Here is a 23,509-nt window from a genome sequence, read left to right as displayed (position 1 = left end):
GCGAAGCAACGGAATCAAGGAAGACGTCATGCCCCGCGTTCACGCCATCGAGGACTATCGCAATTTCGGCATCATGGCTCACATCGATGCTGGAAAGACCACGACGACCGAGCGCATCCTGTATTACACCGGCAAGAGCCACCGAATCGGCGAAGTGCACGAAGGTGCCGCGACGATGGATTGGATGGAGCAGGAGCAGGAGCGTGGCATCACGATCACGTCCGCTGCGACCACTGCGTTCTGGAACGGCAAGCGTCTGAACATCATCGACACCCCCGGCCACGTCGACTTCACCATCGAAGTCGAGCGTTCGCTGCGCGTGCTCGACGGCGCGGTGTGCGTGCTCGACTCCAACCAGGGCGTCGAACCGCAGACCGAGACCGTCTGGCGCCAGGGCGATAAGTACAAGGTTCCGCGGATCGTCTTCGCCAACAAGATGGACAAGACCGGCGCCGACTTCTTCAAGTGCCTGCAGGACATCATCGACCGCCTCGGCGCCAAGCCGGTTGCGATCCAGCTGCCGATCGGCTCGGAGAGCAACTTCAAGGGCTTGATCGATCTCGTCCGCATGAAGGCTGTGGTGTGGACCGATGAATCGCTCGGCGCCAAGTTCGAGGACGCCGAGATTCCGGATGACCTGCTCGAGCAGGCCAAGGAATATCGCGAGAAGATGATCGAGGCCGCAGTCGAGCTCGATGACGACGCGATGGCCGCGTATCTGGACGGCAACGAGCCGGAAGAGGCGACGCTGAAGCGGCTGATCCGCAAGGCGGTGCTGACCGGCGCGTTCTATCCCGTGCTGTGCGGCTCGGCCTTCAAGAACAAGGGCGTGCAGCCGCTGCTCGACGCCGTGGTCGATTACCTGCCGTCGCCGGTCGACGTGCCGGCGATCAAGGGCATCGACGATGACGGCAACGAAGTCGTGCGCCAGGCGGACGACAAGGAGCCGCTGGCTCTGCTCGCGTTCAAGATCATGGACGACCCGTTCGTCGGCACCATCACTTTCTGCCGCATTTACTCGGGCGTTCTGCAGAGCGGCACCGGCGTGGTGAACTCGACTCGCGAGAAGAAGGAGCGCATCGGCCGCATGTTGCTGATGCACGCCAACAACCGCGAAGACATCAAGGAAGCCTATGCCGGCGACATCGTCGCGCTGGCGGGCCTCAAGGAAGCCCGCACCGGCGACACGCTGTGCGATCCCGCGAAGCCGGTCATCCTCGAAAAGATGGAATTCCCGGAGCCGGTGATCGAGATCGCGATCGAGCCGAAGTCGAAGGCCGACCAGGAAAAGCTCGGCGTCGCGCTGGCGAAGCTCGCTGCGGAAGATCCGTCGTTCCGGGTGTCCACCGATATCGAGTCGGGTCAGACCATCCTCAAGGGGATGGGCGAACTGCATCTCGACATCAAGGTCGACATCTTGCGCCGGACCTACAAGGTCGATGCGAACATCGGTGCGCCGCAGGTGGCGTTCCGCGAGCGCATCACCAAGCGCGCTGAAGTCGACTACACCCATAAGAAGCAGACCGGCGGTACCGGTCAGTTCGCTGCGGTGAAGTTCATCGTCGAGCCGAACGAGCCCGGCAAGGGCTACGAGTTCGAGTCGAAGATCGTCGGCGGCGCGGTGCCGAAGGAATACATCCCCGGTGTCGAGAAGGGCATCGAGAGCGTGCTGTCGTCCGGCGTGGTCGCGGGCTTCCCCGTGGTCGACGTCAAGGTGTCGCTGATCGACGGCAAGTATCACGACGTCGACTCGTCGGCGCTGGCCTTCGAAATCGCCTCGCGTGCTGCGTTCCGTGAAGCTCTGCAGAAGGGCAAGTCGGTTCTTCTCGAGCCGATCATGAAGGTCGAGGTCGTGACGCCGGAAGACTACACCGGCTCGGTGATCGGCGACCTCAACTCGCGGCGTGGCCAGATCCAGGGTCAGGACATGCGCGGCAATGCCAACGTCATCAATGCGATGGTGCCGCTCATGAACATGTTCGGTTACGTGAACAACCTGCGCTCGATGAGCCAGGGTCGCGCGACCTTCACGATGCAGTTCGACCACTACGCGGAAGCCCCGGCCAATGTGTCGGCGGAAGTCCAGAAGAAGTTTGCCTGATTGTCGCCGGCGTAAGCTGCGACTGAACGGAGAAGAGCGATGGCCAAAGCAAAGTTTGAACGAAACAAGCCGCATTGCAACATCGGGACGATCGGTCACGTCGACCATGGCAAGACGTCGCTGACGGCGGCGATCACCAAGGTTCTGGCGGAGACGGGCGGCGCGACGTTCACGGCGTATGACCAGATCGACAAGGCGCCGGAAGAGAAGGCGCGTGGCATCACGATCTCGACGGCTCACGTCGAGTACGAGACGACCAATCGCCACTACGCGCATGTCGACTGCCCCGGCCACGCCGACTACGTGAAGAACATGATCACCGGTGCGGCGCAGATGGACGGCGCGATCCTGGTGGTTTCGGCGGCCGACGGCCCGATGCCGCAGACCCGCGAGCACATCCTTCTGGCGCGCCAGGTCGGCGTTCCGGCGCTGGTGGTGTTCCTGAACAAGTGCGACATGGTCGACGACCCGGAACTGCTCGAGCTGGTCGAGATGGAAGTCCGCGAGCTGCTGTCGAAGTACGACTTCCCGGGCGACGACATTCCGATCGTCAAGGGCTCGGCGCTCGCCGCGCTCGAGAACTCGGATGCGAAGCTCGGCCATGACGCGATCCTGGAGCTGATGAAGGCGGTCGACGCCTACATTCCGCAGCCGGAGCGTCCGATCGACCAGCCGTTCCTGATGCCGGTGGAAGACGTGTTCTCGATCTCGGGCCGCGGCACCGTGGTGACCGGTCGCGTCGAGCGCGGCATCGTCAAGGTCGGCGAGGAAATCGAGATCGTCGGCATCCGCGACACGCAGAAGACCACCTGCACCGGCGTCGAAATGTTCCGCAAGCTGCTCGATCAGGGCCAGGCCGGCGACAACATCGGCTGCCTGCTGCGCGGCACCAAGCGTGAGGACGTCGAGCGCGGCCAGGTGCTGTGCAAGCCGGGTTCGGTGAAGCCGCACACCAAGTTCAAGGCCGAGGCCTACATCCTGACCAAGGAAGAGGGCGGTCGTCACACTCCGTTCTTCACCAACTACCGTCCGCAGTTCTACTTCCGCACCACCGACGTGACCGGCGTGGTTCATCTGCCGGAAGGCACCGAGATGGTGATGCCGGGCGACAACATCGCGATGGAAGTGCACCTGATCGTGCCGATCGCGATGGAAGAGAAGCTGCGCTTCGCCATCCGCGAAGGCGGCCGCACCGTCGGCGCCGGCGTCGTCGCTTCGATCATCGAGTAAGGCGAATAGCGAATAGAGAGTGGCGGACGGAGGTTCGTTCGCCACTCACTACTCACCATTGGCTCACTGAAGAAAGATACGGCAATGAACGGCCAAAATATTCGCATTCGCCTCAAGGCGTTTGACCATCGGATTCTCGATACGTCGACGCGTGAGATCGTCAACACCGCGAAGCGAACCGGTGCGCAGGTGCGCGGGCCGATCCCGCTGCCGACCCGGATCGAGAAATTCACTGTCAACCGTTCGCCGCACGTCGATAAGAAGAGCCGCGAGCAGTTCGAGATGCGCACTCACAAGCGCCTTCTCGACATCGTCGACCCGACCCCGCAGACCGTCGATGCTTTGATGAAGCTCGACCTCGCTGCCGGCGTCGACGTCGAAATCAAGCTCTGAGATTGGACCGTCCGGTAGTTAACGGACAGAAAGAACAGGAAGCACGCCGATGCGCTCCGGAGTGATCGCACAGAAGGTCGGGATGACGCGGGTCTTTACAGAGGCCGGCGAACATATCCCCGTGACCGTGCTGAAGCTGGGCAACTGCCAGGTGGTTGCCCACCGCACCACTGAAAAGAACGGCTACGTTGCGCTGCAACTGGGCTCGGGTGCGCGCAAGACCGTTTATATGCCGAAGGCCGAGCGCGGCCAGTTCGCCGTCGCAAAGGTCGAACCGAAGCGCAAGGTTGCGGAATTCCGCGTGTCCGAGGACGCGCTGATCCCGGTCGGCGCCGAGATTCAGGCTGACCATTTCGTCGTCGGCCAGTTCGTCGACGTCACCGGCACTTCGACCGGTAAGGGTTTCGCCGGCGGCATGAAGCGCTGGAATTTCGGCGGTCTGCGCGCCACTCACGGCGTGTCGGTGTCGCATCGTTCGATCGGTTCGACCGGTGGCCGTCAGGACCCGGGCAAGACCTTCAAGAACAAGAAGATGCCCGGCCATATGGGTGTCGACCGCATCACCACGCTGAATCTGCGTGTGGTGCAGACCGACGTCGAGCGCGGCCTGATCCTCGTCGAGGGTGCCGTTCCCGGCAGCAAGGGCGGCTGGATCTCGGTCCGCGACGCCGTGAAGAAGGCGCTGCCGGCCGACGCGCCGAAGCCGGGCAAGTTCCGGCTCGCCAATGGCGGCGACGAAGTAGCGGCTCCGGCTGCCGAGCAGGAGGGCGCGTGAGATGGAACTGAAAGTCACCACTCTCGAAGGTAAGGAAGCTGGCTCGGTCCAGCTTTCCGACGCCATCTTCGGTCTCGAGCCGCGTCAGGACATTGTGCAGCGCTGCGTGATCTGGCAGCTCGCCAAGCGTCAGGCCGGCACTCACAAGGCCAAGGGCCGCGCCGAGATTTGGCGCACCGGCAAGAAGATGTACAAGCAGAAGGGCACCGGTGGCGCCCGTCACGGTTCGCAGCGCGTTCCGCAGTTCCGCGGCGGTGGCCGTGCGTTCGGTCCGGTGGTTCGTTCGCACGCCATCGACCTGCCGAAGAAGGTCCGGGCCCTGGCGCTGAGGCATGCGCTGTCGGCGAAGGCCAAGGGCGGCGGGCTGATCGTGATCGACAAGGCCGAACTCGAAGCGGCGAAGACCAAGGCTCTGGTCGGCGCTTTCTCGGGCCTCGGTCTGACCAACGCGCTGATCATTGACGGCGCCGAGGTCAATAACGGGTTCGCCACGGCGGCCCGCAACATCCCGAACATCGACGTGCTGCCTGTCCAGGGCATCAACGTCTACGATATCGTGCGCCGTCGGAAGTTGGTTCTGACGAAGGCCGCTCTCGATGCGTTGGAGGCGCGCTTCAAATGAAATCGATCGATCCGCGCCACTACGACGTGATCGTCTCGCCTGTCGTGACTGAAAAGGCCACGATGGCGTCCGAGCACAACAAGGTGGTGTTCAAGGTGCTGAGCGGCGCCACCAAGCCGCAGATCAAGGAAGCCGTCGAGAAGCTGTTCGACGTCAAGGTCAAGAGCGTGAACACGTTGGTACGTAAGGGCAAGTCGAAGTCCTTCCGCGGCACCTTCGGCACGCAGTCGGACGTCAAGCGCGCGGTCGTGACCCTGGAAGAGGGTCACCGCATCGACGTGACCACCGGACTGTAAGGCGGGACCGACCATGGCATTGAAGAAATACAATCCTACGACGCCGGGCCAGCGCCAGCTGGTGTTGGTCGATCGTTCGGCGCTCTACAAGGGCAAGCCGGTCAAGTCGCTCACCGAGGGCAAGATCTCGAACGGTGGTCGTAACAACACCGGTCGGATCACCGTGCGGTTTCGCGGCGGCGGTCACAAGCAGACCTATCGTATCGTCGACTTCAAGCGCACCAAGGTCGACGTTCCGGCCAAGGTCGAGCGGCTGGAGTACGATCCGAACCGCACCGCGTTCATCGCGCTGATCAAGTACGAGGACGGCGAGCAGGCCTACATCCTGGCTCCGCAGCGTCTGTCGGTCGGCGACAGCGTGATCGCCGGTTCGTACGTCGACGTGAAGCCGGGCAACGTGATGCCGCTCGGCAACATGCCGGTCGGCACCATCGTGCACAATATCGAGCTGAAGATCGGGAAGGGCGGCCAGATCGCCCGTTCCGCCGGCACTTACGCCCAGCTCGTCGGTCGCGACCATGACTACGTGATCGTTCGCCTGAATTCGGGCGAGCAGCGCCTGGTGCACGGCCGCTGCACCGCGACCATCGGTGCGGTGTCGAACCCGGACCACATGAACATCTCGATCGGCAAGGCTGGCCGTAAGCGCTGGCTCGGCCGTCGCCCGCACAACCGCGGCGTCGTGATGAACCCGATCGACCATCCGCACGGCGGTGGTGAAGGCCGCACCTCGGGCGGCCGCCACCCGGTTACTCCGTGGGGCAAGCCGACCAAGGGCAAGAAGACCCGCTCGAACAAGTCGACCGACAAGTTCATTCTCATCAGCCGCCACAAGCGGAAGAAGAAGTAAGGAAGCCGGACATGGTTCGCTCAGTCTGGAAGGGCCCGTTCGTCGAGGGCTCGCTGCTGAAGAAGGCGGATGTCGCTCGCGCGTCGGGCCGTCACGACGTGATCAAGATCTGGAGCCGTCGCTCCACCATTCTGCCGCAGTTCGTGGGGCTGACCTTCGGCGTCTACAACGGCCAGAAGCACGTCCCGGTGGCGATCAACGAGGAAATGGTGGGTCACAAGTTCGGCGAGTTCTCGCCGACCCGCACGTTCCACGGCCATTCCGGCGACAAGAAGTCGAAGAAGGGTTGAGGACGAAGTCATGAGCAAACCCAAGCGCGAACGGGTCCTCCCCGATAACGAGGCCAAGGCCGTCGCCCGGATGCTTCGCGTCAGCCCGCAGAAGCTCAATCTGGTCGCTCAGCTGATCCGCGGCCGCAAGGCTGCGGCGGCGCTCGCCGACCTGCAGTTCTCGCGCAAGCGGATCGCGGTCGACGTCAAGAAGTGCCTTGAATCGGCGATCGCCAACGCCGAGAACAACCATGACCTCGACGTCGACGCGCTCGTCGTGTCCGAGGCCCATGTCGGCAAGGGCATCGTGATGAAGCGTTTCTCTCCGCGCGGCCGCGGCCGCTCGGGCCGTATTCTTAAACCATTCGCGCAGCTGACGATCGTCGTTCGTCAGGTCGAAGCCGAAGCAAGCGCTTAACGCCAGGGCGCGGGAGACTATCGATGGGTCAAAAGATCAATCCGATCGGGCTGCGCCTGGGCATCAACCGGACGTGGGATTCCCGTTGGTTCGCCGGCAAGAACGAATACGGCAAGCTGCTGCATGAAGACGTCAAGATCCGCGCGATCCTGCACAAGGAATTGAAGCAGGCCGCGGTGGCGCGCATCGTGATCGAACGCCCGCACAAGAAGTGCCGGGTGACGATCCACTCCGCGCGGCCGGGCGTCGTGATCGGCAAGAAGGGCGCCGATATCGACAAGCTTCGCAAGAAGGTCGCCGACATCACTGCGTCGGACGTCGTCATCAACATCGTCGAAATCCGCAAGCCGGAGCTCGACGCGACGCTGGTCGCCGAGTCGATCGCGCAGCAGCTGGAGCGCCGCGTCGCGTTCCGCCGCGCGATGAAGCGGGCGGTCCAGTCGGCGATGCGTCTCGGTGCCGAAGGAATTCGTATCAATTGCTCGGGCCGCCTGGGCGGCGCCGAAATCGCGCGCATGGAGTGGTATCGCGAAGGTCGCGTGCCGTTGCATACGCTGCGCGCCGACATCGATTACGGCGTCGCGACCGCGTTCACCACCTTCGGCACCTGTGGCGTCAAGGTGTGGATCTTCAAGGGCGAGATCCTCGAGCACGATCCGATGGCGCAGGACAAGCGTATGGCCGAAGGCGATAACTCGCGTCCGCGCCGCGACGCGGCCTGATCTGCTGCAGAATAAGGTTTGAGGGCGTAAGCCATGATGCAACCAAAGAAGACCAAGTTCCGCAAGGCGCACAAGGGCCGCATCCACGGCGTTGCGTCGTCGGGCGCGACTCTGGCGTTCGGCCAGTTCGGGTTGAAGGCGATGGAGCCTGAGCGCGTCACCGCGCGTCAGATCGAAGCCGCCCGTCGTGCGCTGACCCGCCACATGAAGCGCGCCGGCCGCGTCTGGATCCGGATTTTCCCGGACGTTCCGGTGTCGAAGAAGCCGGCCGAAGTCCGCATGGGCTCCGGCAAGGGCGCGCCGGAATTGTGGGTCGCCCGTGTCAAGCCTGGCCGGGTGATGTTCGAGATCGACGGCGTCAACCAGCAGATCGCCCGCGAAGCGCTGACGCTGGCCGCCGCCAAGCTGCCGATCAAGACGCGCTTCGTCGCGCGCATCGCGGAATAGGAGGTCGATGATGGCTGAGATGAAACCCGGCGACATCCGCGCGATGAGCGACGACCAGATGGACGACGCGATTCTGAATTTGAAGAAGGAGCGCTTTAACCTGCGCTTCCAACGCGCTACGGGCCAGCTCGAGGATACCTCGCGTCTGCGCGAAGCCCGGCGTGACATCGCCCGGATCAAGACCATCGCCGCGCAGAAGCGCGCCGGCAAGACGAAGTAAGGACCTGAGACATGCCGAAGAGGACCCTGCAGGGCGTGGTCGTCAGCGACAAGCAAGCCAAGACCGTGGTGGTGCGCGTCGACCGTCGCTTCACCCACCCGATCTACAAGAAGACCATCCGGCGCTCGAAGAACTACCACGCGCACGATGAGAACGATCAGTTCCATCCGGGCGACATGGTGTGGATCGAGGAGAGCAAGCCGATCTCCAAGTTGAAGCGCTGGACGGTTGTCCGGGGCGAACCCAAGAAGACCGCCTAAGCGCATTCGCGCATCAGTTGAGAGCGCATCTGCGCATTAGAGAGAGGACGAGGTGCATCAATGATCCAGATGCAGACCAACCTCGACGTGGCCGATAATTCCGGCGCACGCCGTGTCATGTGCATCAAGGTACTTGGGGGCTCCAAGCGCCGCTATGCGACCGTTGGCGACGTCATCGTGGTGTCGATCAAGGAAGCGATTCCGCGCGGTAAGGTGAAGAAGGGCGACGTCATGAAGGCCGTGGTGGTCCGGGTCCGCAAGGACATCCGCCGCCCCGACGGCTCCGTGATCCGCTTCGACCGTAACGCCGCCGTGCTGATCAACAATCAGTCGGAGCCGGTCGGGACCCGTATCTTCGGGCCGGTGCCGCGCGAGCTGCGCGCGAAGAACCACATGAAGATTATTTCGCTGGCGCCGGAGGTGCTGTGATGGCCGCCAAGATTCGCAAGGGTGACAAGGTGATCGTGCTGAGCGGCCGTGATAAGGGCCGCACGGGCGAAGTGTTCGAGGTCCGTCCGGACGCCGATGTGGCGCTGGTTCGCGGCATCAACATGATCAAGCGACACCAGAAGCAGACCCAGACCCAGGAAGGCGGCATCATCTCGAAAGAGGCGCCGATCCACCTGTCCAATATCGCGATCGTCGGCAAGGACGGCAAACCGACCCGGGTCGGTTTCAAGGTTCTCGCGGACGGCAAGAAAGTTCGCATCGCCAAGAGCTCGGGAGCAGAGATCGATGGCTGAGACGGCATACGTTCCGCGCCTTCGCACGGAATACGACAAGAGCATCCGCACCCAGCTGACTGAAAAGTTCGGCTACGGCAACGTCATGCAGGTTCCGCGGCTCGACAAGGTCGTGCTGAACATGGGCATCGGCGAAGCGGTCAACGATCGCAAGAAGGCGGAGCAGGCGGCCGCCGACATGGCGCTGATCGCCGGTCAGAAGCCGATCATCACCTATTCGCGGGTGGCGATCTCGACCTTCAAGCTGCGCGAGAACCAGCCGATCGGCTGCAAGGTCACGCTGCGCAAGGCCAAGATGTACGAGTTCATCGACCGCCTGATCACGGTCGCGCTGCCGCGCGTCCGCGACTTCCGCGGCTTGAACCCCAAGAGCTTCGACGGCCGCGGCAATTACTCGCTCGGCATCAAGGAGCACATCATTTTCCCCGAAATCGACTTCGACAAGTCTGGCGAGTCGTGGGGCATGGACATCACCGTTTGCACGACCGCGCGCAGCGACGACGAAGCGCGCGCTCTGTTGACCGCATTCAATTTCCCGTTCCGGCAGTGAGAAGCTGAAAAGCCTCTCAAACGCGGAAACCCAGGAGCCTGGCATGGCAAAGAAGAGTTCGATCGAGAAGAACAATCGTCGGCGGAAGATGACCAAGAACGCGGCGCCCAAGCGCGCCCGTCTGAAGGCCATCATCGCCGACAAGGACCTCCCGATGGAGGAGCGTTTCGCGGCGACCTTGAAGCTCGCCGAGATGCCGCGCAATTCGTCGGCGACCCGGATTCGCAACCGTTGCGAAATCACCGGCCGTTCGCGCTCGGTCTACCGCCTGAACAAGCTGAGCCGTATCGCGATCCGCGATCTCGGTTCCAAGGGCTTGGTTCCGGGCCTCGTCAAGTCGAGCTGGTAAGGAGGGGCGGAGATGTCGACGCACGATCCGATCAGCGATCTCATCACCCGCATCCGCAATGCGCAGATGCGTTCGAAGTCCAAGGTTTCGACTCCCGGCTCGAGGATGCGCGCAAGCGTGCTCGAAGTGCTGAAGAGCGAAGGCTACATCCGCGGCTACGCCAGCGTCGAGCACCCCTCGGGGCGCAGCGAGCTGGAGATCGAGCTGAAGTATTTCGACGGCGAGCCTGTGATCCGCGAAATCGAGCGCGTGTCCCGTCCTGGTCGGCGGGTTTACGCTTCGGTGAAGAACTTGCCGCGCGTCAACAACGGCCTCGGCATTTCGGTGCTGTCGACCCCGAAGGGGATCATGGCCGATCACGATGCGCGCGACGCCAATGTCGGCGGCGAAGTTCTGTTCACGGTGTTCTAAGCGAGGTGCGCGAACGGCCGCACGAGGCGGCCGGGACGCGCAGATAGAACGGGAATTGGCGCATCTTCCGAGGCGGCTTACGCCGGAAGATGTTTGGTTAGGAAGGATCGACCATGTCACGCGTTGGCAAGAAGCCCGTCACGGTCCCGTCCGGCGTGACGGCGACCGTCGAGGGTCAGACCGTCAAGATGAAGGGACCGAAGGGTCAGCTTCAGTTCGTCGTGCACGACGACGTCGACGTCAAGTTCGAGGACGGCTCGGTGAAGGTTGCGCCGCGGTTCGAGACGAATCGTGCGCAGGCGTTGTATGGCACCGCTCGCGCACAGATCGCGAATCTGGTGGACGGCGTCACCAAGGGCTTCGAGAAGAAGCTCGAGATCACGGGCGTCGGCTACCGCGCGTCACTGCAGGGCAAGAAGCTGCAGCTCGCGCTCGGCTACAGCCACGACGTGATCTACGACATCCCGGAAGGGATCACCATCACGGTGCCGAAGCCGACCGAGATCAACGTCGTCGGCATCGACTCGCAGAAGGTGGGCCAGGTGGCTGCGGAGATCCGCGACTATCGTCCGCCGGAGCCCTACAAGGGCAAGGGTGTGCGCTACTCTGACGAGTTCATCTTCCGCAAGGAAGGCAAGAAGAAGTAACGGAGCCGGTCATGTCGAAGTTGAATGTCACGAATGCCCGGCGGAAGACTCGGGTCCGGATCGCGCTGCGGCGCACCGCCAACGGCCGTCCTCGGCTGTCGGTGTTCCGCTCGTCGAAGCATATTTACGCCCAGGTGATCGACGATCTGAAGGGCGAGACGCTCGCTTCGGCTTCGTCGCTGGAGAAGTCGCTGCGCGACGCCGGCAACACCGGCGCGAACATCGATGCGGCCAAGGCGGTCGGCAAGCTGCTCGCGGAGCGCGCGGTTCAGCAGGGCGTCAAGGAAGTCGTGTTCGATCGCGGCGGCTACCTGTATCACGGCCGCGTCAAGGCGCTGGCGGATGCGGCCCGCGAGAGCGGCCTGAGCTTCTGAGTTTTTGGAATTGAACGGATACCAGGATCGGGGCGAAAGCCTCGCAAAGATTGGAAAACACCATGGCAGCTGAACGCGAACGCGGTGGACGCGAACGGAGCAGGGATCGCGAGGAGCGCGACAGCGAGTTCGTCGACAAGCTCGTGCACATCAACCGTGTGGCGAAGGTCGTTAAGGGCGGTAAGCGTTTCGGTTTCGCAGCGCTGGTCGTGATCGGCGACCAGAAGGGCCGGGTCGGGTTCGGCCACGGCAAGGCGCGCGAAGTTCCGGAAGCGATCCGCAAGGCGACCGAAGCTGCGAAGCGCAACCTGACGCGCGTTGCTCTGCGCGAAGGCCGCACTCTGCATCACGACATCGCAGGCCGTCACGGCGCTGGCCGCGTCTATCTGCGCGCCGCTCCGGCGGGTACCGGCATCATCGCCGGCGGCCCGATGCGTGCGGTGTTCGAGACGCTCGGTATTCAGGACGTGGTTGCGAAGTCGATCGGCTCGTCGAACCCCTACAACATGGTTCGCGCCACCTTCGACGCGCTGAAGCACCTCGACTCGCCGCGTGCGGTCGCGGCGCGCCGCAATATCAAGGTCTCCACCCTGCAGTCCCGCCGTGTCGGCGGCGACGCGGAAGTGGTTGCCGAATAACGGCGTGATCGCGGGATCACGCTGACAGAGACAAGACGCGATCTGGAGTGAAGACGATGGCCAAGGCCGCAAACATCATCAAGGTCGAGCAGATCGGCAGCGCAATCCGCCGCCATCACTCGCAGCGTGCGACGCTGGTCGGCCTCAAGCTCAACAAGATCGGCCGAGTCACCGAGCTTCAGGATACGCCTGAGGTTCGCGGCATGATCGCCAAGGTTCAACACCTCGTTCGCGTCGTCGACGAGAAGTAAGAGGGCAGGGCGATGAAGCTCAGCGAGATTTCTGACAATCCCGGCGCGCGCAAGAAGCGTATGCGCATCGGCCGCGGCATCGGCTCCGGCAAAGGCAAGACCGGCGGCCGTGGCGGCAAGGGCCAGACCGCGCGCTCGGGCGTGCGCATCAAGGGCTTCGAAGGCGGCCAGATGCCGCTGCATCGGCGCCTGCCGAAGCGTGGCTTCAACAACATCTTCCGGCTCGAATTCTCCGAGATCAATCTCGACCGGCTGCAGGACGCGATCGATGCCAAGACGATCGACGCCAGCGCGGTGATCAACGCGGAGTCGCTGGTGGCGGCTGGCGTGTTGCGTCGTTCGCGCGACGGCGTGCGGCTGCTCGGCCGCGGCGAGCTCAAGTCGAAGCTCACCATCGAAGTGCACGGCGCGACCAAATCGGCGATCGAAGCGGTCGAAAAGGCCGGCGGTTCGGTGAAGATCCTCGCCCCGAAGGAAGACAAAGGCGAGGCTGCGTAACATTGCCGTCATCGCCCGCGAAAGCGGGCGCTGACCTTGACGGGTCAGTGGAATTTACGACAGTTGCGCACCAAATTGATGCCCGGCACTGACTCGGCCGCCCGCATCCTGCGGCACCACGGGACGAGTAGCGCGGGAGAAAGCCGGACATGGTCTCTGCAGCGGAACAATTAGCGGCAAACCTTAATTTTTCGGCGCTCGGCAAGGCCGAGGAGCTCAAGAAGCGGATCTGGTTCACGCTCGGCGCGCTGCTGGTCTATCGACTCGGCACGTACATCCCGCTGCCCGGTATCGATCCGACCGTCTGGGAACAGGTCTTCAAGTCGCAGGCCGGCGGCATTCTCGGCATGTTCAACATGTTCGCCGGCGGTGGCATTCACCGCATGGCGATCTTCGCGCTCAATATCATGCCGTACATCTCGGCATCGATCATCGTGCAGCTGCTGACCACGGTGTCGCCGCAGCTCGAGGCGCTGAAGAAAGAAGGCGAGTCCGGCCGCAAGACGCTGAACCAGTACACCCGCTATCTGACGGTGATCCTGGCTGCGTTCCAGTCCTACGGCATTGCCGTCGGCCTGCAGGGCGCCGGCAACGTGGTGTCGGAGCCCGGCGCCTTCTTCCTGCTGTCGACCGCGATCACGCTGACCGGCGGAACCATGTTCCTGATGTGGCTTGGTGAACAGATCACCTCGCGCGGCATCGGCAACGGTATCTCGCTGATCATCCTCGCCGGCATCGTCGCCGAGCTGCCCTCTGCGCTGGCCAACATGCTCGAGCTCGGCCGTCAGGGCGCGCTGTCGACCGGTCTGATCCTGGTCGTGCTGGTGATGGCCGTCGTCGTGATCGCCTTCATCGTGTTCATGGAGCGGGCGCAGCGTCGGCTGCTGATCCAGTATCCGAAGCGCCAGGTCGGCAACAAGATGTTCGAGGGCCAGTCCTCGCATCTGCCGCTGAAGCTGAACACCTCGGGCGTGATCCCGCCGATCTTCGCATCGTCGCTGCTGCTGCTGCCGACCACGATCGCGAGCTTCAATTCCGGCACCGGCCCGGATTGGTTCCAGTGGATCGTCACCCAGTTCGGGCACGGCCGTCCGCTGTTCCTGCTGTTCTACATCGCGATGATCGTGTTCTTCGCATTCTTCTACACCGCGATCGTGTTCAACCCGACCGAGACCGCGGACAATTTGAAGAAGCACGGCGGCTTCATTCCGGGCATCCGTCCCGGCGAGCGCACCGCCGAGTACATCGACTTCGTACTGTCGCGTATCACTGCGGTCGGCGCTATCTATCTGGCGATCGTCTGTCTTATTCCGGAAGTTCTCATCTCTTACGCCTCGGTGCCGTTCTACTTCGGCGGAACCTCGCTTCTGATCGTGGTCAGCGTCACGATGGATACTGTGGCCCAGGTCCAGGGCTATCTGTTGGCGCACCAGTATGAAGGCTTGATCCGGAAGTCGAAACTCAGGGGCCGCAAGAAATGAGACTGATCCTTCTCGGGCCGCCTGGAGCGGGCAAGGGGACGCAGGCGGCTCGTCTGGTTCAGCAGTACGGCATCGTTCAGCTCTCGACCGGTGACATGCTGCGGGCCGCCGTCGCTGCGGGAACGCCGGTCGGACTGAAGGCCAAGGACATCATGGCGAGCGGCGGCCTGGTGCCGGACGAGGTCGTGATCGGAATCATCTCGGATCGAATCGAGCAGTCTGACGCTGCCAACGGCTTCATCCTCGACGGCTTTCCGCGCACCGTGCCGCAGGCCGAGGCGCTGGATCGGCTGCTGAAGGACAAGCGGATCGGCCTCGACGCAGTGGTCGAACTGCGCGTCAACGAGAGCGCGCTGCTGGCCCGCGTCGAGACCCGCGTCGCCGAGATGCGGGAACGGGGCGAGGAGCCGCGCGCCGATGACAACGCCGAGGCGCTGTCGAAGCGACTCAGCGCCTACCGTGCCCAGACCGAACCGCTGGTCGAGTATTATTCGGAGAAGCGCAAGCTTCTGACTGTCGACGGCATGATGACGATCGACGAGGTCACCCGCGAGATCGGCCGCATCCTCGGCGCGCTCGGCCAGGCCAACGACAAAAAGGCCGCCAAGACCGCCGCCGCCAAGCGTTCGGTGAAGAAGAGCGTAAAGCAGCCGGCCGGCAAGGCATCAGCCAAAAAAACATCGAAGGATAAGTCGGTTAGCGACAAGACTTCGAGCAAGAAGGCATCTGCGAAGAAGGCTGCCAAGAAGGCTCCGGCCAAGGCCGTAACCGCCAAAAAGGCCGCCAAGAAGGCCGCGGCCGGTGTGAAGAAGCCGGCGAAAGTGACGAAAAAGACTGCTAAAAAGCCCGCTAAGGCGCCGACCAAAAAGGCGACTGGCAAGAAGGTGACTGGCAAGAAGGTGACTGGCAAGGCTCCGGCCAAGGCCAAATCTCAGGCCAAGGTTGATTTGAAGGCCAAGTCCAACGCGAAGGCCAAGGCTGCGACCCCGAAGGGCGGGGCCAAGGCCGGAAGCAAGTCAGGCAAGAAGGCAACCGTGCCCGTCGCGAAGAAGGCGAAGAAGGTCACGAAAAAGCGAGCTTGAAACTGGATTCGGTTGACGAAACGAAACGGAATCCTTTAATAGGGCCCGATATCCCGTCGGATAGGTTTCAGACGATGCCGGGCCCCAGAACGACCAAGGGGATGGCGTCGTGTTCGCGTTTGTGAACGCCAGCCCGAGATAGCAAAAGATCAGCCGGCCCGGTGCGGTCGGTGACAGGAGAGAAGTCTGTGGCCCGTATAGCCGGCGTGAATATCCCGACCAACAAGCGCGTGCTGATCGCGCTCCAGTACATCCATGGCATCGGCCAGAAGAATGCCGCTGACATCATCGAGAAGGTGAAGATCCCTGTGGATCGTCGCGTCAATCAGCTCAGCGACGCCGAGGTTCTTCAGATTCGCGAAGTCATCGACCGTGACTATCTGGTCGAGGGCGACCTTCGCCGCGAGACCGGCATGAACATCAAGCGTCTGATGGACCTCGGCTGCTATCGCGGCCTGCGTCATCGCCGCGGTCTGCCGGTGCGTGGTCAGCGCACCCATACCAACGCGCGCACCCGCAAGGGTCCGGCCAAGGCGATCGCCGGCAAGAAGAAGTAATTTTGCGAATAGCGGATGGTGCGTGGCGAATAGGGCTCTATTCGCGACGCACTTTTCGCCATTCGTTTTTTGGTGGAGCCGCTGGCGTTACGGCGGCGTTGAGATCACGGGAAAGGTAGACTATGGGCAAGGAAACCACACGCATTCGTCGTCGCGAACGTAAGAACATCGCGTCGGGAATCGCGCATGTGAACTCGTCGTTCAACAACACGACCATCACCATCACCGACGCGCAGGGCAATGCGATCGCCTGGTCGTCGGCCGGCACGATGGGTTTCAAGGGCTCGCGCAAGTCGACCCCTTACGCTGCGCAGGTCGCGGCGGAAGACGTCGCCAAGAAGGCTCAGGAGCACGGTATGCGCACCCTGGAAGTCGAGGTGGCGGGTCCGGGTTCTGGTCGTGAGTCGGCGCTGCGCGCGCTGCAGGCGGCGGGCTTCACGGTGACTTCGATCCGCGACGTCACCACCATCCCGCACAATGGCTGCCGGCCGCGCAAGCGCCGCCGGGTGTGATTTTTCCATCGCGGGTGGCCCCAGGCCGCCCGCGACGGCTTTCGATACTTTGGCGCGGATTGATCCGCAGTTTCCATCGCTAGTGACCGCGCCTGTAATTTTCGGCGGCGCTCGGCTGGCCAGGAAGGTGAGACAGTGACGATCCAGAAAAATTGGCAAGAACTGATTCGACCGAACAAGCTTCAGGTTTCGCCGGGCAGTGATGCGACGCGGTTCGCGACGCTGGTCGCCGAGCCGCTCGAGCGCGGCTTCGGCCAGACGCTGGGCAACGCGCTGCGGCGCGTGCTGCTGTCCTCGCTGCAGGGCGCTGCGGTGCAGTCGGTGCAGATCGACGGCGTGCTGCACGAGTTCTCCTCGATTGCCGGCGTGCGCGAGGACGTCACCGACATCGTGCTGAACATCAAGGACATCTCGCTGAAGATGCAGGGCGAAGGCCCGAAGCGGATGGTCGTCAAGAAGCAGGGTCCGGGCGTCGTCACCGCCGGCGACATCCAGACCGTCGGCGATATCGTCGTGCTGAACCCCGACCTGCAGATCTGCACCCTGGACGAGGGCGCGGAGATCCGCATGGAGTTCACCGTCAACACCGGCAAGGGCTACGTCGCCGCCGAGCGTAACCGTCCCGAGGACGCGCCGATCGGCCTGATCCCGGTCGACAGCCTGTATTCGCCGGTTCGCAAGGTGTCGTACAAGGTCGAGAACACCCGCGAGGGCCAGATCCTCGACTACGACAAGCTGACCATGACGGTCGAGACCAACGGCGCGCTGACGCCGGATGACGCGGTGGCGTTCGCCGCCCGCATTCTGCAGGATCAGCTCAACGTCTTCGTCAACTTCGAAGAGCCGCGCAAGGAAGTCACCCAGGAGATCATTCCGGATCTCGCCTTCAACCCGGCTTTCCTCAAGAAGGTGGACGAGCTCGAGCTGTCGGTGCGTTCGGCGAACTGCCTGAAGAACGACAACATCGTCTATATCGGCGATCTGGTGCAGAAGTCGGAAGCAGAGATGCTGCGCACTCCGAACTTCGGCCGCAAGTCGCTGAACGAGATCAAGGAAGTGCTGGCGCAGATGGGCCTGCATCTCGGCATGGAAGTGCCGGGCTGGCCGCCGGAGAACATCGACGAGCTCGCCAAGCGCTTCGAAGATCACTACTGAGAACGAAGAGGGGATGGCGAATAGCTGAGGCTGTTCGCCGTTCTCGCTTCCGGGCGAACGCAGGCTGCCCACCTGAGCTACTCCGACGAACCGTCGGGACAAACTGAAGGAAGTTCACAATGCGTCACGGCAAGGTTCATCGGAAGCTCAACCGCACCGCCGAACACCGCAAGGCGATGTTCGCCAATATGTGCGCCGCGCTGATCAAGCACGAGCAAATCGTCACCACGCTGCCGAAGGCCAAGGAATTGCGGCCGATCGTCGAGAAGCTGGTCACGCTCGGCAAGAAGGGCGGCCTCGACAAGCGCCGCCAGGCGATCAGCGAGATGCGCGACCTCGATCAGGTCAGGAAGCTGTTCGGCGTGCTGGCGCCCCGCTACAAGGATCGCAACGGCGGCTACACCCGCATCATCAAGGCGGGCTTCCGCTACGGCGACAACGCCCCGATGGCGGTGATTGAATTCGTCGACCGCGACGAAGACGCCAAGGGCAAGGACTCCGGTCCTGCGCAGGACGGCGCCGAAGCGGCATAAATCCAGCGACAACGTTTGAGTTTCAAAAGGCGGCGCCGCAAGCGCCGCCTTTTTTGTCGCTGGCGGCCGCCATCGAGATCGTCGCAGCCATAATGAGTGTAGCTTCGTAAGGCCGTGTGATCAGGACGGGGACGTCGTACCGTTCCAGCCGTCATCCCCGCGAAAGCGGGGACCCAGTATTCCAGAGCGCCGGAGATACTCACGATCGCTCTGGGATACAGGGGCGCCGGTCGAGCCGGGCGATGACGGTAGTTGTGTGTCGAGCTGCAGGTCCGGTTCTGATCGAATCAGAACCGGAGCTCTTAATTTTTGTTCTGACGCGTTTTCTTCACGCGAACCGGTCTCCACTTCGCTTGAAAACGCTCTAACCCCGTCATTGCGGGGCGCTCGCGAAAGCGAGCGAACCCGGAATCCCGAGGTGTTTTGCGTGGCGTGAGACACGTCGCGCAAGGAGGGAGATTCCGGGTTCGTGAGCTGCGCTCGCGCCCCCGAATGACTCGCGGAGTGCAGGGGCTACTCCCACCCCTCCAGCACGATCTTGCCGACCGATTTTCCGCTCTCGAGCAACGCGTGGGCGCGCTTGAGATTCGCTGCGTTGATGGCGCCGAAGGTCTGCTCCAGCGTGGTGCGCAGCACGCCGGCTTCGATCAGATCGGCGACTTCGTTCAGGAGATCGTGCTGCGCGATCATGTCGGCGGTCGTGAAGGTCGAGCGCACAAACATCGCCTCCCAATGCAGCGATGCGGATTTCAGCTTGAGCAGCATCGGATTCAGCGACGCCGGATCGTCGATCAATGCGATCTTGCCCTGCGGCGCGAGAATCTCCACCAGCGCCGGAAAGTGTTGCTCGGTGCCGATGAGGCTGGCGATCAGCGCCACCGGCGGCAGCTTCAGCGCGTCGATCTGCGGCTTCATCGGCTTGGAATGATCGATCACCGCATTGGCGCCGAGCGCGCGGCACCATGTCTCGGTCTCGGGCCGCGATGCGGTCGCGATCACGGTCAGCGACGTGAGTTTTCGCGCGAGTTGGATCAGGATCGAGCCGACGCCGCCGGCCCCGCCGGTGATCAGCAATGTGCGCGGATCGTAGGCCTTGCCCGGCCGCACGCCGAGCCGGTCGAACAGCAATTCCCACGCGGTGATCGAGGTCAGCGGCAGCGCCGCGGCCTGCGCGAACGAGAGGGTGGTCGGCTTGCGGCCGACGATGCGCTCGTCGACCAGATGAAATTCGGCATTGGTGCCGGGGCGCTGGATCGAGCCTGCGTAGAACACTTCGTCACCCGGCTTGAACAGCGAGACGTCGCTGCCGATCGCTTCGACCACGCCGGCGGCGTCGTAGCCGAGGATCTTGGTCTCGCCTGCCGGCGGTGCGGCCCGGTTGCGGACCTTGAAGTCGACCGGGTTGACCGAGATCGCCTTCACCGCGACGCGCAGATCGCGCGGGCCGGGCTCGGGCCGCGGCGTATCGAAATCGATCAGGGCATCAGCGTCGTCGATCGGAAGGGGTTTCGTATAGCCGATAGCTTTCATCGTTCGCTCCATTCTCTGTCAGCGCAGTCGCCACGGCTAAGTGTCTCCATGCAGTCGACATTGCAAGTACTGTCATTTCGGGGATATAGTCACCGATCGGATACTATTGGACGAAGCTCATGAAACGTCGCGATGTCAGCTGCGGACCCGGCTGCCCGGTGGAGGTCACGCTCGACCTGATCGACGGCAAATGGAAGGGCATCATCCTGTACCATCTGCAGGAGGGCCGGCTGCGGTTTGGCGAGTTGCGCAAGCGGATGCCGGGCATCACGCAGCGGATGTTGACCAAGCAATTGCGGGCGCTCGAGGAGGACGATCTGGTCACCCGCCAGGTGTTCGCCGAAGTGCCGCCGCGGGTCGAATACGCGCTGTCCGAGACCGGACTGCGGCTGCGGCCGGTGATCGACGCGCTGAAGCGCTGGGGCGAGGATCACCGCGCCCGGCAGCAACAGCTCACGGGGCAGCCGCCGTCGTCCGCAACCCAAGCCGCCGACCAGGCGACCACCGTCTGATCGCCTCGTGCCAGACAGGCTTTTGCCGGCCTTATCCTTCTCCTTTGCGGACATGCGGACTATATCTGCTGCGCCGCTGACGAGCCTCGAATGGATTCACAAACATGATCTCGATCCGAACGCTGACCGCACTTTGTTTGTCGATCGCGCTGGCGACGCCGGTCGCGGCGCAGGAGCGGCGGCTGCCGTCGTCGCTGGGCGAGGTCAAGCTGAGCTACGCGCCGATCGTCCAGCACGCCCAGCCGGCTGTGGTGAACGTCTACGCCGCCAAGGTGGTGCAGAACCGCAATCCGCTGCTCGAAGATCCGATCTTTCGCCGCTTCTTCGGCGGCGGCGGCCCGCAGCCGGAGCAGATCCAGCGCTCGCTCGGCTCTGGCGTGATGGTCGATCCGTCGGGTCTGGTCGTCACCAACAATCACGTCATCGACGGCGCCGATCAGGTCAAGGTGGCGCTCGCCGACAAGCGCGAGTTCGAAGCCGAGATCGTGCTGAAGGACAGCCGCACCGATCTGGCGGTGCTGCGGCTCAAGGACACCAAGGAAAAATTCGCGACACTCGAACTTTCGAATTCCGATGATCTGCTGGTCGGCGACCTCGTCCTCGCAATGGGCAATCCGTTCGGCGTCGGTCAGACCGTGACGCACGGCATCGTCTCGGCGCTGGCGCGCACGCAGGTCGGCATCACCGACTATCAGTTCTTCGTTCAGACCGACGCCGCGATCAATCCCGGCAATTCCGGCGGCGCGCTGGTCGATATGACCGGCAAGCTGGTCGGCATCAATACCGCGATCTTCTCGCGCTCCGGCGGCTCGCAGGGCATCGGCTTTGCGATCCCGGCCAACATGGTGCGCGTGGTGATCGCCTCGGCCAAGGGCGGCGGCAAGGCGGTGAAACGGCCATGGCTCGGCGCGCGGCTGCAGGCGGTGACGCCGGAGATCGCCGAGACGCTCGGCCTGAAGCGGCCGAGCGGCGCGCTGGTGGCGAGCGTCACCAAGGGAAGTCCCTCGGAGAAGGCCGGTTTGAAACTGTCCGATCTGATCGTCGCGGTCGACGGCTTCCCGATCGATGATCCGAATGCGTTCGACTATCGCTTCGCGACACGGCCGCTCGGCGGCACTGCGCTGATCGACGCGCAGCGCGCCGGCAAGCCGGTGAAGCTCACCATCGCGCTCGAAACCGCGCCGGACACCGGCCGCGACGAGATCGTGCTGACCGCGCGCTCGCCGTTCCAGGGCGCCAAGATCGCCAACATCTCGCCGGCGATCGCCGATGAGATGCGGCTCGACCCGAGCGTCGAAGGCGTGGTCGTCACCGAACTTGCCGACGACGCCACCGCCGCGAATGTCGGTTTCCAGAAGGGCGACATCATTGTCGCGGTCAACAACAAGCGGATCGGCAAAACCAGCGATCTCGATCGTATCACCAACGAATCCGCGCGACTGTGGCGCATCACGCTGGTTCGCGGCGGCCAGCAGATCAACGTCACGCTCGGCGGATGAGGAGGACCGCATGATCCCGAAAAGTGGTTAGCGGCTTTCGGAACAGATCATGCGCCTTCAAGGCACAACGTCATTCTGAGATGCGAGGGCGCAGCCCGAGCCTCGAAGGATGCTCACGATGCGCGGCCATCCTTCGAGGCTCGTTTTGCCGGGCGAGCACTTCAGGATGACGCCAGGACAAGCGGATGAGCCCGAAGCGCCCGACGCAGACCAGCAACCTGTTCGCCGCCGCCGGCCTCGAGCGCGACGCGCCGCGTCCGCTGCCGGACCGGTTGCGGCCGCGCGCGCTGGGCGATGTCGTCGGCCAGGATCACATCCTCGGCCCCGACGGCGCGCTGACCCGGATGCTGGCGACGCGCACGCTCGGCTCGCTGGTGTTCTGGGGGCCGCCCGGTACCGGCAAGACCACGGTCGCGCGGCTGTTGGCCGATGCCACCGAACTGCACTTCGAGCAGATCTCCGCGGTGTTCTCCGGCGTTGCCGACCTCAAGAAAGTGTTCGACGCCGCGCGGGCGCGCCGCGAGATGGGCACCGGCACGCTGCTGTTCGTCGACGAGGTACATCGTTTCAACAAGGCGCAGCAGGACTCGTTTCTGCCGGTGATGGAAGACGGCACCGTGGTGCTGGTCGGCGCCACCACCGAGAACCCGTCGTTCGAACTCAATGCCGCGCTGCTGTCGCGCGCGCGCGTGCTGGTGTTTCAGTCGCTCGATGCCGCGGCGATCGAGCAGCTGTTCGCGAATGCCGAGCGCGTCGAAGGTCGCGCGCTGCCGCTCGACGCCGAGGCGAGGGCGGTGCTCGTGCGGATGGCGGACGGCGACGGCCGCGCCTCGCTGACGCTCGCCGAAGAGGTCTGGCGTTCGGCCCGTGAAGGCGAAATCTTCAACGCCGCGCAGTTGCAGGAGATCCTGCAGCGCCGCGCGCCGATCTACGACAAATCCGCCGACGGCCACTACAACCTGATCTCGGCCTTGCACAAATCGGTGCGCGGCTCCGATCTGGATGCGGCGCTGTACTATCTGTGCCGGATGTTCGACGCCGGCGAGGACCCGCTGTTCCTCGCGCGCCGGGTGGTGCGGATGGCGGTCGAGGACATTGGCCTCGCCGATCCGCAGGCGCTGGTGATCTGCAACGCGGCGAAGGACGCCTATGATTTTCTCGGCAGCCCCGAAGGCGAACTCGCGATCGCGCAGGCGGTGATCTATCTCGCCACCGCGCCGAAATCCAACGCTGCCTACACCGCCTACAAAGCCGCGATGCGCGCCGCGAAGCAGGGCGGCTCGCTGCTGCCGCCCAAGCACATCCTCAACGCGCCGACCGGCCTGATGAAATCCGAAGGCTATGGCGGCGGTTATCAATACGACCACGACACGCCGGAAGGCTTCTCCGGCCAGGAGTACTTCCCGGACGCGCTCGGGCACCAGATCTTCTACGATCCGCCGGACCGCGGCTTCGAGCGCGAAATCCGCAAGCGGCTGGATTATTGGGCGAAGCTGCGCGCCATGAAAGACCTGTAGCTCGCATGAGCATAGCGACATGCGGGGAAGACCCCGGCTGTCGCTGCGCTCACCCGGGCTACGCGGC

Annotated in this window: 33 protein-coding genes; 32 read left to right on the top strand and 1 reads right to left on the bottom strand. The window is 63.4% G+C overall.

From position 1 onward, the window contains the following. Nucleotides 1-28 precede the first annotated feature (28 nt). From fusA to rplQ, 29 genes are all read left to right on the top strand, one after another. Complete coding sequence (gene fusA, locus BMY71_RS17055) at nucleotides 29-2,101, top strand: elongation factor G (RefSeq protein ID WP_092685302.1); 2,073 nt, start codon at nucleotides 29-31, stop codon at nucleotides 2,099-2,101. A gap of 39 nt (nucleotides 2,102-2,140) precedes the next feature. Continuing rightward, entirely contained in the window at nucleotides 2,141-3,331 is a 1,191-nt protein-coding gene (gene tuf / locus BMY71_RS17050) for an elongation factor Tu (RefSeq protein WP_011503581.1), read from the top strand. An 84-nt stretch (nucleotides 3,332-3,415) separates the two neighbouring features. After that, nucleotides 3,416-3,724: a 30S ribosomal protein S10 gene (gene rpsJ / locus BMY71_RS17045; protein ID WP_002712302.1), complete on the top strand. Its 309-nt coding sequence runs from the start codon at nucleotides 3,416-3,418 to the stop codon at nucleotides 3,722-3,724. A 49-nt stretch (nucleotides 3,725-3,773) separates the two neighbouring features. After that, complete coding sequence (gene rplC / locus BMY71_RS17040) at nucleotides 3,774-4,499, top strand: 50S ribosomal protein L3 (protein WP_011503580.1); 726 nt, start codon at nucleotides 3,774-3,776, stop codon at nucleotides 4,497-4,499. Between the two features lies 1 nt (nucleotide 4,500). Then, nucleotides 4,501-5,121, top strand: a complete 621-nt coding sequence (rplD, locus tag BMY71_RS17035) for a 50S ribosomal protein L4 (RefSeq protein WP_011503579.1) — start codon at nucleotides 4,501-4,503, stop codon at nucleotides 5,119-5,121. Continuing rightward, on the top strand, nucleotides 5,118-5,417 hold the full coding sequence (locus tag BMY71_RS17030) for a 50S ribosomal protein L23 (protein WP_011503578.1): 300 nt from the start codon (nucleotides 5,118-5,120) through the stop codon (nucleotides 5,415-5,417). The genes rplD and BMY71_RS17030 overlap by 4 nt, the downstream gene beginning before the upstream one ends. Nucleotides 5,418-5,430: 13 nt before the next feature. Beyond that, on the top strand, nucleotides 5,431-6,267 hold the full coding sequence (gene rplB / locus BMY71_RS17025; RefSeq protein WP_011503577.1) for a 50S ribosomal protein L2: 837 nt from the start codon (nucleotides 5,431-5,433) through the stop codon (nucleotides 6,265-6,267). A gap of 11 nt (nucleotides 6,268-6,278) precedes the next feature. Beyond that, nucleotides 6,279-6,557, top strand: coding sequence for a 30S ribosomal protein S19 (gene rpsS, locus BMY71_RS17020; RefSeq protein WP_011503576.1), 279 nt, complete (start codon nucleotides 6,279-6,281; stop codon nucleotides 6,555-6,557). 10 nt (nucleotides 6,558-6,567) lie between these two features. After that, nucleotides 6,568-6,954, top strand: coding sequence for a 50S ribosomal protein L22 (rplV, locus tag BMY71_RS17015; RefSeq protein ID WP_011441190.1), 387 nt, complete (start codon nucleotides 6,568-6,570; stop codon nucleotides 6,952-6,954). A gap of 23 nt (nucleotides 6,955-6,977) precedes the next feature. After that, a complete protein-coding gene (rpsC, locus tag BMY71_RS17010; RefSeq protein WP_011503575.1) occupies nucleotides 6,978-7,676 on the top strand; it encodes a 30S ribosomal protein S3 in 699 nt (232 codons plus the stop codon). 33 nt (nucleotides 7,677-7,709) lie between these two features. Beyond that, nucleotides 7,710-8,123 (top strand): 50S ribosomal protein L16, encoded by a 414-nt coding sequence (rplP, locus tag BMY71_RS17005; RefSeq protein ID WP_011503574.1) that lies wholly within the window; start codon nucleotides 7,710-7,712, stop codon nucleotides 8,121-8,123. A gap of 10 nt (nucleotides 8,124-8,133) precedes the next feature. Continuing rightward, nucleotides 8,134-8,343 carry a 50S ribosomal protein L29 gene (gene rpmC / locus BMY71_RS17000; RefSeq protein ID WP_092685348.1) on the top strand — a complete coding sequence of 70 codons (210 nt, stop codon included), beginning with the start codon at nucleotides 8,134-8,136 and terminating at the stop codon, nucleotides 8,341-8,343. An 11-nt stretch (nucleotides 8,344-8,354) separates the two neighbouring features. Beyond that, nucleotides 8,355-8,603, top strand: a complete 249-nt coding sequence (rpsQ, locus tag BMY71_RS16995; protein ID WP_011441194.1) for a 30S ribosomal protein S17 — start codon at nucleotides 8,355-8,357, stop codon at nucleotides 8,601-8,603. Nucleotides 8,604-8,663: 60 nt separating this feature from the next. After that, nucleotides 8,664-9,032: a 50S ribosomal protein L14 gene (gene rplN, locus BMY71_RS16990; protein ID WP_011441195.1), complete on the top strand. Its 369-nt coding sequence runs from the start codon at nucleotides 8,664-8,666 to the stop codon at nucleotides 9,030-9,032. Further along, nucleotides 9,032-9,346, top strand: coding sequence for a 50S ribosomal protein L24 (gene rplX, locus BMY71_RS16985; RefSeq protein ID WP_011503572.1), 315 nt, complete (start codon nucleotides 9,032-9,034; stop codon nucleotides 9,344-9,346). The genes rplN and rplX overlap by 1 nt, the downstream gene beginning before the upstream one ends. Then, nucleotides 9,339-9,896 carry a 50S ribosomal protein L5 gene (gene rplE, locus BMY71_RS16980; protein ID WP_011503571.1) on the top strand — a complete coding sequence of 186 codons (558 nt, stop codon included), beginning with the start codon at nucleotides 9,339-9,341 and terminating at the stop codon, nucleotides 9,894-9,896. The genes rplX and rplE overlap by 8 nt, the downstream gene beginning before the upstream one ends. Before the next feature lie 43 nt (nucleotides 9,897-9,939). Then, the gene (rpsN, locus tag BMY71_RS16975) at nucleotides 9,940-10,245 is read left to right on the top strand and encodes a 30S ribosomal protein S14 (RefSeq protein WP_011503570.1); all 306 of its coding nucleotides are present in this window, start codon (nucleotides 9,940-9,942) and stop codon (nucleotides 10,243-10,245) included. A gap of 12 nt (nucleotides 10,246-10,257) precedes the next feature. Beyond that, entirely contained in the window at nucleotides 10,258-10,656 is a 399-nt protein-coding gene (gene rpsH / locus BMY71_RS16970) for a 30S ribosomal protein S8 (protein ID WP_011441199.1), read from the top strand. 113 nt (nucleotides 10,657-10,769) lie between these two features. Then, complete coding sequence (gene rplF, locus BMY71_RS16965) at nucleotides 10,770-11,303, top strand: 50S ribosomal protein L6 (protein WP_011503569.1); 534 nt, start codon at nucleotides 10,770-10,772, stop codon at nucleotides 11,301-11,303. Between the two features lie 11 nt (nucleotides 11,304-11,314). Continuing rightward, nucleotides 11,315-11,677, top strand: a complete 363-nt coding sequence (rplR, locus tag BMY71_RS16960; RefSeq protein WP_011503568.1) for a 50S ribosomal protein L18 — start codon at nucleotides 11,315-11,317, stop codon at nucleotides 11,675-11,677. Nucleotides 11,678-11,739: 62 nt separating this feature from the next. After that, nucleotides 11,740-12,315, top strand: coding sequence for a 30S ribosomal protein S5 (rpsE, locus tag BMY71_RS16955; protein ID WP_011503567.1), 576 nt, complete (start codon nucleotides 11,740-11,742; stop codon nucleotides 12,313-12,315). A gap of 56 nt (nucleotides 12,316-12,371) precedes the next feature. Beyond that, complete coding sequence (gene rpmD / locus BMY71_RS16950) at nucleotides 12,372-12,566, top strand: 50S ribosomal protein L30 (protein WP_011503566.1); 195 nt, start codon at nucleotides 12,372-12,374, stop codon at nucleotides 12,564-12,566. Nucleotides 12,567-12,578: 12 nt separating this feature from the next. Continuing rightward, nucleotides 12,579-13,064: a 50S ribosomal protein L15 gene (gene rplO / locus BMY71_RS16945; protein ID WP_011503565.1), complete on the top strand. Its 486-nt coding sequence runs from the start codon at nucleotides 12,579-12,581 to the stop codon at nucleotides 13,062-13,064. A gap of 149 nt (nucleotides 13,065-13,213) precedes the next feature. Further along, nucleotides 13,214-14,545 carry a preprotein translocase subunit SecY gene (gene secY / locus BMY71_RS16940; protein ID WP_092685300.1) on the top strand — a complete coding sequence of 444 codons (1,332 nt, stop codon included), beginning with the start codon at nucleotides 13,214-13,216 and terminating at the stop codon, nucleotides 14,543-14,545. Further along, nucleotides 14,542-15,627 carry an adenylate kinase gene (locus BMY71_RS16935; protein ID WP_092685298.1) on the top strand — a complete coding sequence of 362 codons (1,086 nt, stop codon included), beginning with the start codon at nucleotides 14,542-14,544 and terminating at the stop codon, nucleotides 15,625-15,627. Before secY ends, BMY71_RS16935 begins: the two co-directional genes overlap by 4 nt. Before the next feature lie 188 nt (nucleotides 15,628-15,815). After that, entirely contained in the window at nucleotides 15,816-16,184 is a 369-nt protein-coding gene (rpsM, locus tag BMY71_RS16930; protein WP_011503562.1) for a 30S ribosomal protein S13, read from the top strand. 122 nt (nucleotides 16,185-16,306) lie between these two features. Continuing rightward, nucleotides 16,307-16,696, top strand: a complete 390-nt coding sequence (gene rpsK, locus BMY71_RS16925; RefSeq protein ID WP_011503561.1) for a 30S ribosomal protein S11 — start codon at nucleotides 16,307-16,309, stop codon at nucleotides 16,694-16,696. Nucleotides 16,697-16,831: 135 nt separating this feature from the next. Beyond that, nucleotides 16,832-17,851 (top strand): DNA-directed RNA polymerase subunit alpha, encoded by a 1,020-nt coding sequence (locus BMY71_RS16920; RefSeq protein ID WP_011503560.1) that lies wholly within the window; start codon nucleotides 16,832-16,834, stop codon nucleotides 17,849-17,851. A 119-nt stretch (nucleotides 17,852-17,970) separates the two neighbouring features. Further along, on the top strand, nucleotides 17,971-18,384 hold the full coding sequence (rplQ, locus tag BMY71_RS16915) for a 50S ribosomal protein L17 (RefSeq protein ID WP_092685297.1): 414 nt from the start codon (nucleotides 17,971-17,973) through the stop codon (nucleotides 18,382-18,384). A 513-nt stretch (nucleotides 18,385-18,897) separates the two neighbouring features. Here the strand turns inward: rplQ and BMY71_RS16910 are convergent. Further along, on the bottom strand, nucleotides 18,898-19,914 hold the full coding sequence (locus BMY71_RS16910) for a zinc-binding alcohol dehydrogenase family protein (protein ID WP_092685295.1): 1,017 nt from the start codon (nucleotides 19,912-19,914) through the stop codon (nucleotides 18,898-18,900). A 119-nt stretch (nucleotides 19,915-20,033) separates the two neighbouring features. Here BMY71_RS16910 and BMY71_RS16905 point away from each other — a divergent pair, with 119 nt between their 5' ends. The 3 genes from BMY71_RS16905 to BMY71_RS16895 all read left to right on the top strand — a co-directional run bounded on the left by BMY71_RS16905 (nucleotide 20,034) and on the right by BMY71_RS16895 (nucleotide 23,442). Next, nucleotides 20,034-20,426 (top strand): winged helix-turn-helix transcriptional regulator, encoded by a 393-nt coding sequence (locus BMY71_RS16905; RefSeq protein ID WP_011503557.1) that lies wholly within the window; start codon nucleotides 20,034-20,036, stop codon nucleotides 20,424-20,426. A gap of 104 nt (nucleotides 20,427-20,530) precedes the next feature. Beyond that, a complete protein-coding gene (locus BMY71_RS16900; protein WP_092685293.1) occupies nucleotides 20,531-21,925 on the top strand; it encodes a DegQ family serine endoprotease in 1,395 nt (464 codons plus the stop codon). Between the two features lie 185 nt (nucleotides 21,926-22,110). Further along, nucleotides 22,111-23,442 carry a replication-associated recombination protein A gene (locus tag BMY71_RS16895; protein WP_092685291.1) on the top strand — a complete coding sequence of 444 codons (1,332 nt, stop codon included), beginning with the start codon at nucleotides 22,111-22,113 and terminating at the stop codon, nucleotides 23,440-23,442. Nucleotides 23,443-23,509: the final 67 nt, after the last annotated feature.

It is taken from the genome of Rhodopseudomonas pseudopalustris, assembly GCF_900110435.1.
Taxonomy (GTDB): Bacteria; Pseudomonadota; Alphaproteobacteria; order Rhizobiales; family Xanthobacteraceae; genus Rhodopseudomonas; species Rhodopseudomonas pseudopalustris.
Note: the sequence above shows the minus strand (reverse complement) of the source record. Positions and strands in the feature narration are given on the sequence as shown.

Excerpts from the sequence above, each read along its gene's own strand:
- fusA (WP_092685302.1), top strand. The coding sequence starts at position 29 with ATGCCCCGCGTTCACGCCATCGAGGACTATCGCAATTTCGGCATCATG.
- tuf (WP_011503581.1), top strand. The coding sequence starts at position 2,141 with ATGGCCAAAGCAAAGTTTGAACGAAACAAGCCGCATTGCAACATCGGG.
- rpsJ (WP_002712302.1), top strand. The coding sequence starts at position 3,416 with ATGAACGGCCAAAATATTCGCATTCGCCTCAAGGCGTTTGACCATCGG.
- rplC (WP_011503580.1), top strand. The coding sequence starts at position 3,774 with ATGCGCTCCGGAGTGATCGCACAGAAGGTCGGGATGACGCGGGTCTTT.
- rplD (WP_011503579.1), top strand. The coding sequence starts at position 4,501 with ATGGAACTGAAAGTCACCACTCTCGAAGGTAAGGAAGCTGGCTCGGTC.
- BMY71_RS17030 (WP_011503578.1), top strand. The coding sequence starts at position 5,118 with ATGAAATCGATCGATCCGCGCCACTACGACGTGATCGTCTCGCCTGTC.
- rplB (WP_011503577.1), top strand. The coding sequence starts at position 5,431 with ATGGCATTGAAGAAATACAATCCTACGACGCCGGGCCAGCGCCAGCTG.
- rpsS (WP_011503576.1), top strand. The coding sequence starts at position 6,279 with ATGGTTCGCTCAGTCTGGAAGGGCCCGTTCGTCGAGGGCTCGCTGCTG.
- rplV (WP_011441190.1), top strand. The coding sequence starts at position 6,568 with ATGAGCAAACCCAAGCGCGAACGGGTCCTCCCCGATAACGAGGCCAAG.
- rpsC (WP_011503575.1), top strand. The coding sequence starts at position 6,978 with ATGGGTCAAAAGATCAATCCGATCGGGCTGCGCCTGGGCATCAACCGG.
- rplP (WP_011503574.1), top strand. The coding sequence starts at position 7,710 with ATGATGCAACCAAAGAAGACCAAGTTCCGCAAGGCGCACAAGGGCCGC.
- rpmC (WP_092685348.1), top strand. The coding sequence starts at position 8,134 with ATGGCTGAGATGAAACCCGGCGACATCCGCGCGATGAGCGACGACCAG.
- rpsQ (WP_011441194.1), top strand. The coding sequence starts at position 8,355 with ATGCCGAAGAGGACCCTGCAGGGCGTGGTCGTCAGCGACAAGCAAGCC.
- rplN (WP_011441195.1), top strand. The coding sequence starts at position 8,664 with ATGATCCAGATGCAGACCAACCTCGACGTGGCCGATAATTCCGGCGCA.
- rplX (WP_011503572.1), top strand. The coding sequence starts at position 9,032 with ATGGCCGCCAAGATTCGCAAGGGTGACAAGGTGATCGTGCTGAGCGGC.
- rplE (WP_011503571.1), top strand. The coding sequence starts at position 9,339 with ATGGCTGAGACGGCATACGTTCCGCGCCTTCGCACGGAATACGACAAG.
- rpsN (WP_011503570.1), top strand. The coding sequence starts at position 9,940 with ATGGCAAAGAAGAGTTCGATCGAGAAGAACAATCGTCGGCGGAAGATG.
- rpsH (WP_011441199.1), top strand. The coding sequence starts at position 10,258 with ATGTCGACGCACGATCCGATCAGCGATCTCATCACCCGCATCCGCAAT.
- rplF (WP_011503569.1), top strand. The coding sequence starts at position 10,770 with ATGTCACGCGTTGGCAAGAAGCCCGTCACGGTCCCGTCCGGCGTGACG.
- rplR (WP_011503568.1), top strand. The coding sequence starts at position 11,315 with ATGTCGAAGTTGAATGTCACGAATGCCCGGCGGAAGACTCGGGTCCGG.
- rpsE (WP_011503567.1), top strand. The coding sequence starts at position 11,740 with ATGGCAGCTGAACGCGAACGCGGTGGACGCGAACGGAGCAGGGATCGC.
- rpmD (WP_011503566.1), top strand. The coding sequence starts at position 12,372 with ATGGCCAAGGCCGCAAACATCATCAAGGTCGAGCAGATCGGCAGCGCA.
- rplO (WP_011503565.1), top strand. The coding sequence starts at position 12,579 with ATGAAGCTCAGCGAGATTTCTGACAATCCCGGCGCGCGCAAGAAGCGT.
- secY (WP_092685300.1), top strand. The coding sequence starts at position 13,214 with ATGGTCTCTGCAGCGGAACAATTAGCGGCAAACCTTAATTTTTCGGCG.
- BMY71_RS16935 (WP_092685298.1), top strand. The coding sequence starts at position 14,542 with ATGAGACTGATCCTTCTCGGGCCGCCTGGAGCGGGCAAGGGGACGCAG.
- rpsK (WP_011503561.1), top strand. The coding sequence starts at position 16,307 with ATGGGCAAGGAAACCACACGCATTCGTCGTCGCGAACGTAAGAACATC.
- rplQ (WP_092685297.1), top strand. The coding sequence starts at position 17,971 with ATGCGTCACGGCAAGGTTCATCGGAAGCTCAACCGCACCGCCGAACAC.
- BMY71_RS16910 (WP_092685295.1), bottom strand. The coding sequence starts at position 19,914 with ATGAAAGCTATCGGCTATACGAAACCCCTTCCGATCGACGACGCTGAT.
- BMY71_RS16905 (WP_011503557.1), top strand. The coding sequence starts at position 20,034 with ATGAAACGTCGCGATGTCAGCTGCGGACCCGGCTGCCCGGTGGAGGTC.
- BMY71_RS16900 (WP_092685293.1), top strand. The coding sequence starts at position 20,531 with ATGATCTCGATCCGAACGCTGACCGCACTTTGTTTGTCGATCGCGCTG.
- BMY71_RS16895 (WP_092685291.1), top strand. The coding sequence starts at position 22,111 with ATGAGCCCGAAGCGCCCGACGCAGACCAGCAACCTGTTCGCCGCCGCC.